We start from the raw sequence: 14,397 nt of genomic DNA, 5'->3' as shown, positions 1-14,397 counted from the left end.
GCCTCACACCGCGTTCCGGAAGGCCTTTGGGCTGAACAGCGTCCGGAACAGGATGAGGAGGTCGAGCGAGAAGGACCAGTGGTCGATATACCAAAGGTCGTGGGCGACGCGGGCGGCCATCTTGTCGTCGGTATCGGTCTCGCCGCGCAAGCCGTTGACCTGGGCCCAGCCGGTGATGCCGGGCTTCACGTTGTGGCGGCGCGCATAAAGCGCGATCTTGCGTTCGAACTCGCGGTCATGCGCCAGCGCATGAGGCCGCGGACCGACCAGGGACATGTCGCCGGCGAGCACGTTCAGCAATTGCGGCAGCTCGTCGAGGTTGTAGCGGCGCAGCATCCGGCCGATGCGGGTGATGCGCGGATCGTTGCGCCGGGCCTGAACGATCACGGCGCCGTCGTCTGCCACGGTCATGCTGCGGAACTTGAAGATGCGGAACGTCTCCTGGTTGAAGCCGTGGCGGCGCTGGCGGAACAGCACGGGCCCGGGGGAGTCGAGGCGGATCGCCAGCGCGATCAGGAGCAGCAGCGGCAGCAGCAGCACGCCCGCGATGGCGGCGATGACGATGTCGAAGCCGCGCTTGCAGGCAATCTCGACGGGCGACAGGGGTGCGCGCGTCAGGCGCAGGCTGGACAGGGCGCCCGTGCTGACGATGTGCGGTCGCTCGAAGCGGCTCAGGATCTTCTCGGGCGCGAGGTGGATCGCGACCGGCATGGTCATGAAGGCGTCGACGCAGGCCTCGATCGTCTCATGTTCCGACCAGGGCAGGGCGATGTAGACCGCGTCCGGCCGCTTGGTCCGGCAGCTCGCGACGGCGGCGGCGAGATCGGCGGCGAGAGCTCCCCGCCCCTCCTGGTGGGACCGCGCCGGATGCAGGAAGGCGACATCGACGATGGCGCTGCCGAGATTCCAGGGCTTCCAGCTCCGGACGAAGGACATCACGTCCCGCTCGCTGCCGATCAGGAATATGCGCTCGGCGGTGATGCGCCCGGAGCGGCTCCCGCTCGCGATCAGGTGGATGATCGCCGCGCGGCAGAGAGCTATCGCGGGAACCACGGCGACATAGGTCGCGAGAATGGCTGCACGCGAGTAGTGATCGGCGATCTTGGCCAGGACCAGCAGCCCGAGGAACGCGATCATCGCGATGTTCCAGGCGGAGAAGGCGGCCGCGACCTGTCCCCGCGCCGAGAGGTAGTTCTCGATCCGATAGCGGCTGCGCATCAGGTTCACGAAGAGGAACAGGGAGGCCAGCATCGCGGCGAGCTCCACGGCCGGGCCGGCGAGCCGGAGCGCGTCGTGATTGACCAGATCGTTCAGCACGGAGGTCGCGTAGGCGATCGCGGCAACCACCGCGACGTCGCACAGGGCGGTCACGGGGCCGAGCCAGTATCGCCCGCTGCTCGCCTCGGCGCGCGGCGGAGCGGATACAGCTCTACCCAGGTGATCAACGCTCATCTTCATCCAGCCCCGGCCGCCTCGGCGTCTGGCGCGACGACCCGGATGGGGCGGGCGCGCATCGTTCGCGGCTACGGCAAGAGGCGTGCCTCGGCGTTCTGATCCGGATCGGAGCTTTTTTCGCGAGCGGGTGAGGGCGGCGCGGCTATGCCGGGGCAGGCTGGAACGAAACGGCGGTCAGCTGTTCCGTTTCGGCACGGTCCATCAGGCAAGGCGCCGCAGGCGACGGCCGAGATAGTCGAGCGAGACGGCGAGGCCGCCACCGGACAGCGTGCCGAGGATCTTGACCACGACATCGTGCGGCCGGCCGTGGCGTGTCGCTTCCCAGGTCTGTGCCCATTCGAGGCCGAGCGCAAAGACCACCATGCCGCCCAGCACGAACCAGCGCTGGCGCGGGTAGGCGAAGGCCAGCAAACCGCCTGCCGCGAGATAGGCCAGGAAGCGCTCGATATCGGCGCCGAGTTCCGGGATGTGCGGGCGCAGGTCGAGCGGCGACAGGGTGGCGAACAGGATGACGAGCAGCGCTCCCCAGCCGAGGACGGTCGCGAAACGGCGCAGTTGGTCGAAGGAATCGGTCAAGAAAGGAGAATCCCGAGGCTTGAACGCGGCTACGCAAACAATAGGCCAGAACGCGCAGACGACGCAGCGGCAATTCTCGCGAGGCGCGACTTTATGCGCCTGCGAAAGGGGCAAAGCAATGACGCGGCCGCGACGACGCCGTGGCGATCGTGATAACGCTGCGCAGCAAGCGACTCGCGGATGCGGGAGCGACCAGGAGGACGAGCCGATGACGACCGCGCCGCATGCCCCGTCCGAGCTGCGGGTCGCCCGCGGCGGCAAGGCGATCTATGGCGTGCCGCTCGGCATCCTGATGCTTCAGGCGCGCTTTCCGCGCATTCCCGGCGACATGGGCAACGGCACGACCTGGCCGTTTCCGGTGCTCTACCGCGTGGTCGGCGGCGCGAGCCCCGACAAGGTGGTCCTGCAGGGCGCGGCGGGGCTGCTGCCGGACTTCATCGCCGCGGCGAGGGAACTGGTCGGGCTCGGCGCCGAGGCGATCACCACCAATTGCGGTTTCCTGTCGCTGTTCCAGCGCGAGCTGGCCGCGGCGGTAAAGGTGCCGGTCGCAACCTCCTCGCTGATGCAGGTGCCGTGGGTGCAGGCGACGCTGCCGCCAGGCCAGCGGGTGGGCATCGTCACGGTATCGGCCGCGACGCTGACGCCGGCCCATCTCGAAGCCGCGGGCGCTCCGCTGGACACGCCCGTGACGGGCACGGAAAACGGGCGTGAATTCTTCCGCGTGCTGATCAAGGCCGAGAAGGACGACATGGACGTCGATCTCGCCCGGCAGGACGTGGTGGACGCCGCGCTGACGCTGGTCGCGCGGCATCCGGAGGTCGGCGCGATCGTACTGGAATGCACCAACATGCCGCCCTATGCCGCGGCCGTCCAGGAGGCGACGGGGCTGCCGGTCTACGACATCTACTCGATGGTCTCGTGGTTCCACGCCGGCTTGCGCCCCCGGCGTTTCGGCTAGGGCACCGGACCGAAAAGCGGGATCCATCTTTCGGAGCAATTCGATGCTCCGCCAATGAGATCGATCATTGGTGTCGCGTCCGGCAGGACGCGCGATGATCGAGGTCACGGGAACTTATCCCCGGTGTCCTGCCGGCCTGCATCATGACGCCTCGCATCGTCCGATCCCGCGAGGTTCCATGACCGTCACGCCCCGTCTCTCGCTGCCGCTGCTCGCCGCCGGGCAGGCGCAGAAGCATGTCACGCACAACGATGCGCTGGTGCGCCTCGACGCGTTGATCCATCTCGTCGTCGACAGCCGGACGCAGACCGAGCCTCCCGCCAGCCCCACCGCGCTTTCAGCCTATATCGTGCCGGCCGGCGGCAGCGGGATCTTCGCGGGACGTGCCGATCAGGTTGCGCTGTTCGAGGACGACGGCTGGACGTTTCTGGCGCCGCGCACCGGCTGGCAGGCCTGGGTCGCCGACGAGGCCGAACATAATCTCTGGACCGGGACGGAATGGCGACGCGCCAGCCCGCTCAGCGGGCTCGGTGCCGAGAAGTGGGGCGTCAACGCCACGGCGGACGAGACCAACAGGCTCGCCGTCTCGGCGGAGGCGAGCCTGTTCAACCATGCCGGAGGCGACCACCGCCTCAAGATCAACAAAGCGAACGCCGGTGCGACCGCGAGCGTGCTGTTCCAGAGCAACTGGTCCGGCCGGGCGGAGTTCGGCCTCGCGGGCGACGAGGATTTCCGCGTCAAGGTCAGCCCGGATGGCTCCGTCTGGCACGATGCCCTGGCTATCGGCGGGGCGAGCGGCAGCGTGACGCTCCCCGGTTCATCCTGGGCCGCGGGGCAGAACCTTCTGATCAACGGCGACATGCAGATCGACCAGCGTGGCTTCGCCGGCGGCACATTGGCCGCCGGTGCCTATGGGTTCGACCGCTGGAAGGCGGGTGCCGGCGGCGCGAGCCTGTCGCTTTCCGGCTTCACGGCGACGCTGGGTTCCGGCGTGCTCGTCCAGCCGGTCGAGCCGGAGGCATGGGGGTTCGCATCCTTGGAGGACGTGCCGCTGACGCTTTCGGTCGAAGGGCTGAGCGGGGGCGATCTCACCGTGTCGATCGGCAGCCAGTCGGGCACGATCGCGGCCGGTGCAGGCCGGCGCTCGATCACGCTGACGCCGGCGGTGGGCGACGGCGGCGCGCTTCCCGTGAGCCTCGCCCCGGCCGGCGGCCCCGTGAGATTCGCGCGGATCAAGCTGGAGGTGGGCGCAACTGCGACGGCTTGGTCGGCCCGGCCGTCAGGCATCGAGCAGATGCTGTGCCGGCGCTATCACTGGCGGCCAGCGGCCAGCGTGGTGATCGATGCCTATCAGGCGGCTGCGGCCTCGTGCCGCCAGACCTTGCCGCTGCCGGCGACGATGCGGGCGCTGCCGACGATTTCCTGCAACGTGTCGCAGGAGATCAATATCCAGGGCACCGATCGCGGCATCGTCGCCGCATCGGCGGGATGGGCCTATGCCCATGTGACGGCACAGGCGCTCGGACGGGTGCGCGCAGCCTTCGACGACATCGCCTTCGACGCGGAGCTGTGAGAGGCGATGCGGCTTCAGTGGATCTCGGGCTCGGGCACCTTGGCGGTCCCTTCCAGATAGTCGAAATCGCAGCCCTTGTCGGCCTGCCGGATGTGGGCGGCCGACATCTTGCCCCAGCCTCGCGGATAGTCGCGATCGGGAGGCGTCCATGCGGCGAGGCGCGCGGCGATTTCGGCGTCGCTCAGGCTCACGGCGATGCTGCGGGCCTCGACATCGACGCTGACGATGTCGCCGGTCCTCACCGCCGCGAGCGGCCCCTTGATGTAAGCTTCCGGTGCGACATGCAGGATGCAGGCGCCGTAGCTGGTGCCGCTCATCCGGGCGTCCGAGATGCGCAGCATGTCGCGCACACCCTGCTTCAGAAGCTTCTTCGGGATCGGCAGCATGCCCCATTCCGGCATGCCAGGTCCGCCGACCGGGCCGCAATTCTTCAGCACCATGACGTGATCGGGCGTGACGTCGAGATCCTCGTCGTTCACGGCCCGCATCATCGCGTCGTAATCCTCGAAGACCAGGGCCGGGCCGGAATGCTTCAGCAGGCGCGGTTCGGCCGCGGACGGCTTCATCACGCAGCCATCCGGCGCGAGATTGCCCTTGAGCACGGCGAGCCCGTTCGCAGTCGAGATCGGCCGGTCGAGCGGGCGGATGACGTTGTCGTCATAGACCTGGGCAAGCGCGATGGTTTCGGCCAGCGGCTTGCCGGTCACCGTCATCGCATCGGTATGGAGCTTGCTCTCGAGCTGCTTCAGCAGGGCCGGCAGTCCGCCCGCATAGAAGAAATCCTCCATCAGGAAATCGCCTGACGGGCGCAGATTGGCGATCACCGGGATCTTCCGCGAGAAGGCGTCGAAGTCGTCCGGCGTCAGCGGTACGCCGGCGCGGCCTGCCATGGCGACGAGATGGATGATGGCGTTGGTCGAACCCGCGACGGCCATGTGCACCGTCAGCGCATTCTCGAAGCTCTCGCGGGTCAGGATCCGGTCTGGCGTCAGGTCCTCCCAGACCATTTCCACGATGCGCTTGCCGGCCGCCGCCGCCATGCGGGGGTGGGCCGAGTCGGCGGCCGGGATGGCGGAGGCGCCGGGGAGCGTCAGGCCCAGCACCTCGGCATGGCTCATCATGGTCGCCGCGGTGCCCATCACCATGCAGGTGCCATAGGAGCGGGCGATGCCGCTTTCCATGTCGTGCCATTGCGCCTCGGTGATGTTGCCCGCCTGCTTCTCGGCCCAGTACTTCCAGACATCGGCACCGGAACCGAGCACCTTGCCGGCCCAGTTGCCGCGCAGCATCGGTCCGGCCGGGACGAAGATGAAGGGCAGGCCGGCGCTGCAGGCGCCCATGATGAGCGCGGGCGTGGACTTGTCGCAGCCGCCGAGCAGCACCACGCCGTCGAGCGGGTGGGAGCGGATCGATTCCTCCGTCTCCATCGCCAGGAAGTTGCGGTAGAGCATGGTCGTCGGCTTCTGATACTGCTCCGAAACCGACATGACCGGGATCTCGACCGGAAAGCCGCCTGCAGCCCAGACGGCACGCTTCACCGCCTCGGCGCGGTCGCGCAGATGGGTGTGGCAGGGGTTGACCTCGGACCAGGTGTTGACGACGCCGATGACCGGCTTGCCCATGAACTCCTCATGCGAGAAGCCCATCTGCAGCGTGCGCGAGCGGTGGCCGAAGGAGCGCAGATCGCTCGTGCCGAACCAGCGGAAGCTGCGCAGGGTCTCGGGCGTCTTGCGGGGGCGGGACATGGGCGTTTCCTCGAGGCGTTGGCCGGAAGCTTTGGCGCTGATGCCCGCTTCGCTTCGTCTGCCGCGAGTTTAGACCCGATAAAACGAACGATACCAGTCGACGAAGCGGGCCATGCCATGCTCGATCGGCGTATCGGGGCTGAAGCCGACGCGTGCGGCAAGGTCGGATACGTCGGCATAGGTCGCCGGCACATCGCCCGGCTGGACTGGCAAATGCCGCTTGATCGCCTTGCGTCCGCAGGCTTCCTCCACCACCGCGATGAAGCGGTCGAGGCGCACGGGCGTGTGGTTGCCGATGTTGTAGATCCGGAAGGGGGCGGCGGCCGTGGCCGGGTCGGGCCGGGCGGGGTCGAAGTCCGGATCGGCCTCGGCCGGCTTGCCGGCGAGACGCACGATCGCCTCGCGGATATCGTCCACATAGGTGAAGTCCCGGCTCATCTGCGCTTCGGCGTAGACGTCGATGGGCCGTCCTTCCAGGATCGCCTTGGTGAACTTGAAATAGGCCATGTCCGGCCGGCCCCAGGGGCCGTAGACCGTGAAGAAGCGCAGGCCCGTGGTCGGGATGCCGTAAAGATGCGAATAGGAATGCGCCATCAATTCGTTGGCGCGCTTGGTCGCGGCATATAGCGAGACGGGGTGGTCCGCGCCGTCATGCTCGCTGAACGGCACCTTGGCGTTGGCGCCGTAGACCGAGCTCGACGAGGCGTAGACGAGATGGTCGACCGGATTGTGCCGGCATGCCTCGAGGATGGAGAGGAAGCCGTCGAGGTTGGCGCTGGCATAGGCGCGCGGGTTCTCCAGCGAATAGCGTACGCCGGCCTGCGCGGCCAGGTGGATCACCGCCTGCGGCCGGAAGCCGACGAAGGCGGCCTGCACCGCATCGTAATCGGCGATGTCGATCTGCCCGAAGGAGAAGCCGTTGCGGGGGAGAAGCCGGTCGAGCCGGGCCTGCTTCAGCGCCGGGTCGTAATAGGGCGTGAGATTGTCGAGGCCGAGCACCGTCGCCCCGGCATCGAGCAGCGCTTCGGTGACGTGAAAGCCGACGAAACCGGCGGCGCCCGTCAGCAGGATTCGTTCGAAAGGCGTGCTTCCGTTCACACGACACTCTGTTGGCAAGACATGCGCGACGTGGCTTGGCCACGACGCCGTAGTGCGGCGGTTTGACGGATTTGGCAAGGCGATCGGCCGACCATGCCGCCGATCGAGGATCGAGTCAGCGCGTCTGCGCTGCCGCGAAGCCGAGGTTCTCGGCGAGCAGCGCTTCCGCTTCCGAAAATGACGGCGCTTCGACATAGACGCGCAGCTCCGGCGCATTGCCCGACGCGCGGAAATGCACGGTGGTGCCGTTGCCAAGGGTCAGGCGCAAGCCGTCGCTCCGGTCGCGCGCGGTGACGCCACCATGCTTGCCGAAGGCCGCCTCTCGAAAATCGGAATCGGCGGCATCGAGTCTGGCGATCAGCGCCAAGGTGCGCTCTTGCGGGACATCCTGGAGACGGTTCGACAGGGCGATGGCGAACCGGGTCTCGGCCGCGATTGCGCTCAACGGCTTGTTCGCCTCCTTGACCAAAGCGAGATTGGCGAGGATCGGCAAGAGGGCGTCGCGCGTCGGCAGAGCAGCGAGGCTGTGGTTGTCGATCGCGACATCGCTGCCCAGCAGCACGCCGCCATTGGCTTCGAAGCCCACGACGATCCGCGCCCCTTCGGCCCGTGCCCGCTCCATGCCGGCAATCACGTAAGGCGAGCCAACGCGGGTGCGGATCACCTTGCCGAACAGGCCGGGGCGATCGAGCGCCGAGTTCGAGGTGACCGGGGTGACGATGACGTCGGCGCCGAGGAAGCGCGCGGTCAACGCCCCCACCAGATCACCCCGCAGGAAGCTGCCGGTCTCATCGGCGACGAGGGGGCGGTCGGCATCGCCGTCGGTCGAGACGATGGCGTCGAGCTTCCCGTCGACGGCCCATTGGCGCGCCAGTCGCTCGTCTTCCGTGCGGAGCGCCTCGGTGTCGACGGGGATGAAGCGGTCGCTGCGGCCAAGCGGGACAGGCGTGGCGCCGAGCGCGACGAGCACATCGCAGATCACGTCGCGCCCGACCGAGGAATGCTGGTAGACTCCGACCGTCAGGCCGGCCAACACATCCTTGCCGAAGAAGGCGACGTAGCGCTCGCGGTAATCGGCGATGGCTTCGCGCCGTGTCGCAGCAACCGAGACATCGGGAACGGCGTCGAGCGCCAGCTTGGCATGCCAGGCCAGAATCGCGACCTCGTCCGCCTTCTCAATCTCCCCGGAGGCGCGGTAGAATTTCAGGCCGTTGCGATCATCGGGGATGTGGCTGCCGGTCACCATGATCGCTGATATCCCGCGCTTCATGGCCGCCAGCGCCAGCGCCGGCGTCGGCAGGGCGCCGCAATCGACCGGGACGAGGCCCGCATCGGCGACGGCTTGCGCGCATTGGGCAGCGATCAGCGGGCTCGACGAGCGCAGGTCGCGGCCGATCAGGACTTCATCGCCAGGCTCGACGGCGTCGTTCTCCCGCAGCATGGCGCAGAAGGCGCGCACATGGCTGTAGGTTTGCAGGCCGACGAGTTCGCTGACGAGGCCGCGCAGGCCGGATGTTCCGAATTTGAGGCTGGTCATCCGCGAGGCATGCAGCAGTCGCGCGGCGCGCGCAAGCACGGTTGCGCCCGGCGAAGCGGGCAGGCGCGATGCGACCTCGGCCGGGGGCCTGACAGCATTTCATCGGCGGCGGCGGAATCCCGACTTTCATAGGAACAACACAAGCAGCCGCGATGCTGTGGGGTCATCACCGCGGATGACAAATCGGTTGGCGTGGTGCTCCCTTATGCTATTTTTGCAGGTGCGAAGCAGAGGTCCGCTTCCAGGAGTTGCAGATGAAGATCGTCATGGTCGGGTCCGGATATGTCGGGCTGGTGTCCGGAGCCTGCTTCGCCGATTTCGGCCATGAGGTCGTTTGCGTCGACAAGCAGGAAAGCAAGATCGAGGCCTTGAAGCGGGGAGAGATCCCGATCTTCGAGCCCGGCCTGACCGAGCTCGTGCGCAGCAACGCAGCGGCCGGGCGGCTTTCCTTCACCACGGACCTCGCCGGCCCGGTCTCAAAGGCGGATGCCGTCTTCATCGCGGTCGGTACACCGTCGCGCCGCGGCGACGGCTTCGCCGATTTGTCCTATGTCTATGCGGCCACGCGCGAGATCGCTCAGGCGCTGGACCACTATACCGTCATCGTCACCAAATCGACCGTGCCGGTCGGCACCGGCGACGAGGTCGAGCGGATCGTTCGGGAATTGCGGCCGGATGCCGCCTTCGCCGTGGTCTCCAATCCGGAATTCCTGCGCGAAGGGGCGGCCATCGAGGACTTCAAGCGGCCGGACCGGATCGTGATCGGCGCCGAGGAGGATCGGGCGCGCGAGGTCATGGCCGAGGTCTACCGGCCGCTCTATCTCAACAGCGCGCCGATCCTGAACACGAGCCGGCGTACTGCCGAGCTGACCAAATACGCCGCCAACGCTTTCCTTGCGACGAAGATCACCTTCATCAATGAAATGGCGGATCTGTGCGAGCAGGTGGGGGCCAACGTTCAGGACGTGGCACGCGGCATGGGACTCGACAACCGCATCGGCTCGAAGTTCCTGCACGCCGGCCCGGGCTATGGCGGCTCCTGCTTCCCCAAGGACACGCTGGCGCTGATCAAGACGGCTCAGGACTTCGGAACGCCGGCCCGCATCGTCGAGACCGTCGCTGCGGTCAACGACCAGCGCAAGCGCGCCATGGGCCGCAAGGTCATCGCCGCCTGCGGCGGTTCGGTCCGTGGCAAGACGGTCGCCGTGCTGGGACTGACCTTCAAGCCCAACACCGACGACATGCGCGACGCGCCCTCCATCGCGATCGTCACCGCGCTTCAGGACGGCGGCGCGACTGTCCGGGCCTTCGATCCGGAAGGGATGGATCAGGCGAGGGCAGCCCTGCCCGCGGGGGTGGTCTACTGTTCGGATGCCTATGAATGCGTCGCGGGCGCCGACGCCGCCGTGATCGTGACGGAGTGGAACATCTTCCGCGCGCTCGATCTGGATCGCGTCAAGGATGCCATGAAAGCTCCCCTCCTGATCGATCTGCGAAACGTCTACCGGCCAGACCAGGTTCGTGCGAAAGGCTTTACCTATCTCGATGTCGGTCGCGGCGTTCGCGCGGCCGAGACCGGCACGAGGGGAGCTGCCGCCTGACAGGCCGGCCGGCGGCCGGCTCCGCCATCGCCGTTCCCGCCGTGGATACCGATTGTAAAGACGAATGGATCTATCCCTGCCGCATAGTCGTCGCGGGGAAACCATGCTGCTGTCTCTCGGTATCGTCTGGCTCGCCTGCGCAGCGATCTTCCTTGAACTCGCGGACCGTGCACCGATCATCGAAGACGAGATGATGGGCGACGAACCTGTCTGACAGGCGGGAGCAAGGTCGGTACGAGTGCCGCTTTCTCCAACAGGAAAATGGTCACATTTTCTGCTTTAATCTGTGTATAACCTAGCGTAAATGTCGGCGTTTTTAGAAACGTTCGAGCGCTTTTGCTCTATTTTTCTGTCCTTCTGTGTTCTCTATTGTCTTGTGATTTTTCGGCCCGACCTGCTTCGCCGCCCGCTCAAAAGGGCAGCGGACATTGCGCCAGTCTCTCAAGTCCGCGACGCGCCATCGACCTTAAGATCCAAGAGGACGAGTGGCACAGTCGACAGCACAGTTCGCCATGCGTGGTCGCGAACACTGCTGCCGCGATTTTATTAAAATATTGATACTATTATGTTTTTCCGCGAGCGAAGGCGATGTCCCGGTGATCGATGGCACCTTCCCTGTTGCGTAAACCTTCCGAGGTGGCTGCCCTGCGGGGCGCTGTAGCGCTTGAAATTCGCGCGCCTCAGCGCTTCTGCCGCAATGCGGCCGGGCCTCGGCAAAAAAGTTTCGGAGTTGCTAATGGGGAGTACTCCTTCGGGCGATCGTTGAAATTAAACTTAAAAAACCGTAAACGTTGCTGGGCACTGGGCAATGTGTCGGGATATTTCAATGGCGATCGATATTGTCGCCGCTGGTGGCGTGCGTCGCGAGCGTAGACGTTGGTTTCGGTACGATCGCGCCGGTCATCTGGTGGCAGTTGCCGACCTTCTGGTCATCATGGCGGCGAGCCTCCTGTGCGGGGCCGCCTACGACGTTGCGAGGGGTGACCCGCTTCGCTTCCCGATCGATTCCCTGGCCGTGGGAGCTCTGTTCGCCGTTCTGTTCGTGCTGCTGATGCAGTGGCGAGGGCTCTACCAGCCGGTCGAGCTGCTGCAGCCGCTTCGACAGGTCTCCAACGGCCTGGCCGTGTGGGTTGCCATAACGGCATTCGTGACGTCGATCGGATTCGCGCTCAAGGCGGGGCACATGGTCTCGCGCGGGGGGACGATCTCGTTCGTCGTCTTTGGCTTTTCTCTGGTGGTGGCGCTGCGCCTGGTCTGGCATCGTCGAATGAGGCGTGCGCTCGACGGCGGTGCGTTCGCGACCCGGCGCATCGCACTTGTCGGAGACGATGAAGCGCTCGATCAGACGAAGCTCATGCCCAGGCTCGAGCCGTTCGGTTTTTCGGTCGCCGCGCGCTTCAGGGTTCCGTCCGGCGTGCCGGAAAGGTCGGTACTCTCTGCCGCCCTTTCGGATGTCGTGGCAGGGTTGCGGGGGTCGCAGATCGACGAAATCGTCGTGGCGCTCAGCCCCGGCCGTCTCGACCTGGCCGAACGCCTGATCGGCGGCCTGCGAATCCTGCCGCTGCCGATCAAGCTGGTGCTCGACCCGAAGCTGGGCGATCTGGTGATGCGCCCGAGCCAACGCTTCGCCCATGATGTCGTCGCCGTCGAGATGCATCGGGCACCGATGACGGTCTCCGAGCGGGCGGCGAAGCGCGGTCTCGACATCCTCGTCGCAACCACGGGTTTGCTGCTGATCGCGCCGCTCCTCCTGCTCACGGCGGTTGTCATCCGCCTCGACAGTCCCGGGCCGATCCTGTTCAAGCAGACGCGCAACGGCTTCAACAACAGGCCCTTCCAGATCCTGAAGTTCCGCAGCATGCGGGTTTTGGAGAACGGCGACGCCATTCGCCAGGCTTCCCGCCATGACAGCCGGGTCACCAGGGTCGGGCAATGGCTGCGGAAGCTGAGCATCGACGAGTTGCCGCAGCTCTGGAACGTCCTGCGTGGCGAGATGTCGATCGTCGGCCCGCGCCCGCATGCGCTGGCCCATGACGCCCATTACGAGAAACTGATCGGCGATTACCCCTACCGTCAGCACGTCAAGCCTGGCCTGACCGGATGGGCGCAGGTCAATGGCAGCCGCGGCGAGACGCCCACCGTCGAAGCCATGGCGGAGCGTGTGCGGCTCGACCTCTGGTATGTCGAGAACGCCAGCGTCTGGCTCGACATCCGCATCATGGCCCGCACCTTCGCGACCCTCCTCGACATCAAGCATACTTATTGACCGTCGACCGGCTTTGACGTTGACGGTTGAGAGCGGGTCATGCAGCTATCGAGCGGGTGCGTGCCGCCCTCGGGTGGACGGCTTCCGGGCGTGCGCATCTCACGGGATAGGCGGCTGGTCCTTGCACCGGTGATGTCGAACGGATTGATGACGCAAGTGAGTATCACGCCTCTGATCATGGCCGGCGGTGCCGGAACGCGCCTGTGGCCGGTTTCTCGCGATTCCATGCCGAAGCAGTTCATCCAGTTGCTGGATGACGGCCTTTCCACCTTCCAGGCGACGCTGCTGCGGGTGAAGGGCGCGCCCTTCGGACGGCCGATCGTGGTGACGAACCAGGAGTTTCGCTTCGTCGTGGCCGAGCAGATGCAGGCATTGGGCATCGCCGGCGACATCGTCCTCGAGCCGGAGCGGCGGGATTCGGCGGCGGCAGTGGCGGTTGGTGCCTTGCTTGCGCAGCGGCAGGTTCCCGATGCCGTGGTCGTCGCCCTTGCTGCCGACCATGTCGTCAAGGATGTCGAGGCTTTTCGGGCCGATTGCGCGGCCGCAGGGGCACTGGCCGCGACCGGCCTGATCATGACGCTCGGCATCGTGCCGACCGAGCCGTCATCGGCCTATGGCTATGTCGAACCCGGCGAGCCCCTCTCCGGCAAGGGGGCCAGCCGGCTGTCGCGTTTCGTCGAAAAGCCGGATCAGGCGACGGCTCGAGGCTATCTGGAGCGCGGCTTTCTCTGGAACAGCGGCAATTTCGTCTTTTCCGCTGAAACGATGATCGACGAGCTCGAGCGCTGGGCTCCCGAGATTCTGGCAGGAGCCGGCGCCGCAGTCGATATGGCAACCTCCGACCTGGATTTCATCCGGCTCGATCCGAGCGCCTTCGGCACGATCCCGAAGACGTCGATCGACTACGCCGTCATGGAAAAGACCGGGCAGGCGGGGGTCTTGGCCGCGAGTTTCGACTGGTCCGATATCGGCGCCTGGGACTCGCTTCATGCCGTGGCGGTCAAGGACGAGGCGGGCAATGTCCTGCAGGGACCGATCATCGCGATCGATACGACAGATTCGCTTCTGCGCAGCGACGACATGCTGCTCACCGCCATCGGCGTGAAGGATCTGGTTGCGATTGCGACGCGCGACGCCATCCTGATCGCGCCGAAATCCGAGGCAGGCCGCGTCAAGGCGCTGGTCGAGCAGCTGAAAGCGCAGGGCAGGCCCGAAGCCTCCGAGCATCTGCGCATGTACCGGCCCTGGGGCTGGTACCAGCGCATTGATCTCGGCGCGCGCTTCCAGGTCAAGCGCATCAACGTCAAGCCGGGCGGGAAGCTGAGCCTGCAGAAGCATTTCCACCGCTCCGAGCACTGGATCGTGGTGCGCGGCACGGCGGAGGTCACGCTCGACGACACGGTCAGCCATGTGCACGAGAACGAGTCGATCTATCTTCCGATCGGCTGCAAGCACCGGCTCGCCAATCCCGGCAAGATCGACCTCGAGCTGATCGAGGTGCAGGTGGGCAGCTATACCGGCGAAGACGACATCGTCCGGCTCGAGGATGTGTATGCCCGCACCTGAACCCAGCCCTGGCCCGCACATC

10 protein-coding genes are annotated in these 14,397 nt (G+C 66.2%); 5 read left to right on the top strand and 5 right to left on the bottom strand.

Translation table 11 applies throughout. The features are described from left to right. Positions 1–3 precede the first annotated feature (3 nt). Positions 4–1,452 (bottom strand): undecaprenyl-phosphate glucose phosphotransferase, encoded by a 1,449-nt coding sequence (locus tag BGO20_RS16765; protein ID WP_291660011.1) that lies wholly within the window; start codon positions 1,450–1,452, stop codon positions 4–6. A 204-nt stretch (positions 1,453–1,656) separates the two neighbouring features. Next, complete coding sequence (locus BGO20_RS16760) at positions 1,657–2,031, bottom strand: VanZ family protein (RefSeq protein WP_291660012.1); 375 nt, start codon at positions 2,029–2,031, stop codon at positions 1,657–1,659. 208 nt (positions 2,032–2,239) lie between these two features. On the opposite strand from BGO20_RS16760, the gene BGO20_RS16755 reads away from it, so the two are divergent. Both BGO20_RS16755 and BGO20_RS16750 read left to right on the top strand, forming a co-directional pair. Further along, on the top strand, positions 2,240–2,989 hold the full coding sequence (locus tag BGO20_RS16755; protein WP_291660014.1) for an aspartate/glutamate racemase family protein: 750 nt from the start codon (positions 2,240–2,242) through the stop codon (positions 2,987–2,989). A 178-nt stretch (positions 2,990–3,167) separates the two neighbouring features. Continuing rightward, entirely contained in the window at positions 3,168–4,562 is a 1,395-nt protein-coding gene (locus tag BGO20_RS16750) for a DUF2793 domain-containing protein (protein WP_291660015.1), read from the top strand. Between the two features lie 14 nt (positions 4,563–4,576). On the opposite strand, the gene araD is transcribed toward BGO20_RS16750, so the two are convergent. The 3 genes from araD to BGO20_RS16735 all read right to left on the bottom strand — a co-directional run bounded on the left by araD (position 4,577) and on the right by BGO20_RS16735 (position 8,942). Beyond that, complete coding sequence (gene araD / locus BGO20_RS16745) at positions 4,577–6,307, bottom strand: L-arabinonate dehydratase (RefSeq protein WP_291660017.1); 1,731 nt, start codon at positions 6,305–6,307, stop codon at positions 4,577–4,579. A gap of 69 nt (positions 6,308–6,376) precedes the next feature. Next, complete coding sequence (locus BGO20_RS16740) at positions 6,377–7,405, bottom strand: NAD-dependent epimerase (protein ID WP_291660018.1); 1,029 nt, start codon at positions 7,403–7,405, stop codon at positions 6,377–6,379. Between the two features lie 115 nt (positions 7,406–7,520). After that, positions 7,521–8,942, bottom strand: coding sequence for a phosphomannomutase (locus tag BGO20_RS16735; RefSeq protein WP_291660021.1), 1,422 nt, complete (start codon positions 8,940–8,942; stop codon positions 7,521–7,523). A 254-nt stretch (positions 8,943–9,196) separates the two neighbouring features. On the opposite strand from BGO20_RS16735, the gene BGO20_RS16730 reads away from it, so the two are divergent. The 3 genes from BGO20_RS16730 (at position 9,197) to BGO20_RS16720 (ending at position 14,375) form a co-directional block, all read left to right on the top strand. After that, positions 9,197–10,543 carry a UDP-glucose dehydrogenase family protein gene (locus BGO20_RS16730; RefSeq protein ID WP_291660023.1) on the top strand — a complete coding sequence of 449 codons (1,347 nt, stop codon included), beginning with the start codon at positions 9,197–9,199 and terminating at the stop codon, positions 10,541–10,543. 826 nt (positions 10,544–11,369) lie between these two features. Then, a complete protein-coding gene (locus BGO20_RS16725) occupies positions 11,370–12,809 on the top strand; it encodes an exopolysaccharide biosynthesis polyprenyl glycosylphosphotransferase (protein ID WP_291660024.1) in 1,440 nt (479 codons plus the stop codon). 147 nt (positions 12,810–12,956) lie between these two features. Beyond that, positions 12,957–14,375: a mannose-1-phosphate guanylyltransferase/mannose-6-phosphate isomerase gene (locus BGO20_RS16720; protein WP_291660026.1), complete on the top strand. Its 1,419-nt coding sequence runs from the start codon at positions 12,957–12,959 to the stop codon at positions 14,373–14,375. Positions 14,376–14,397: the final 22 nt, after the last annotated feature.

The organism is Allobosea sp. 67-29 (genome assembly GCF_001898115.1).
Taxonomy (GTDB): domain Bacteria; phylum Pseudomonadota; class Alphaproteobacteria; order Rhizobiales; family Beijerinckiaceae; genus Allobosea.
This window is presented reverse-complemented; position numbering and strand designations above follow the sequence as displayed.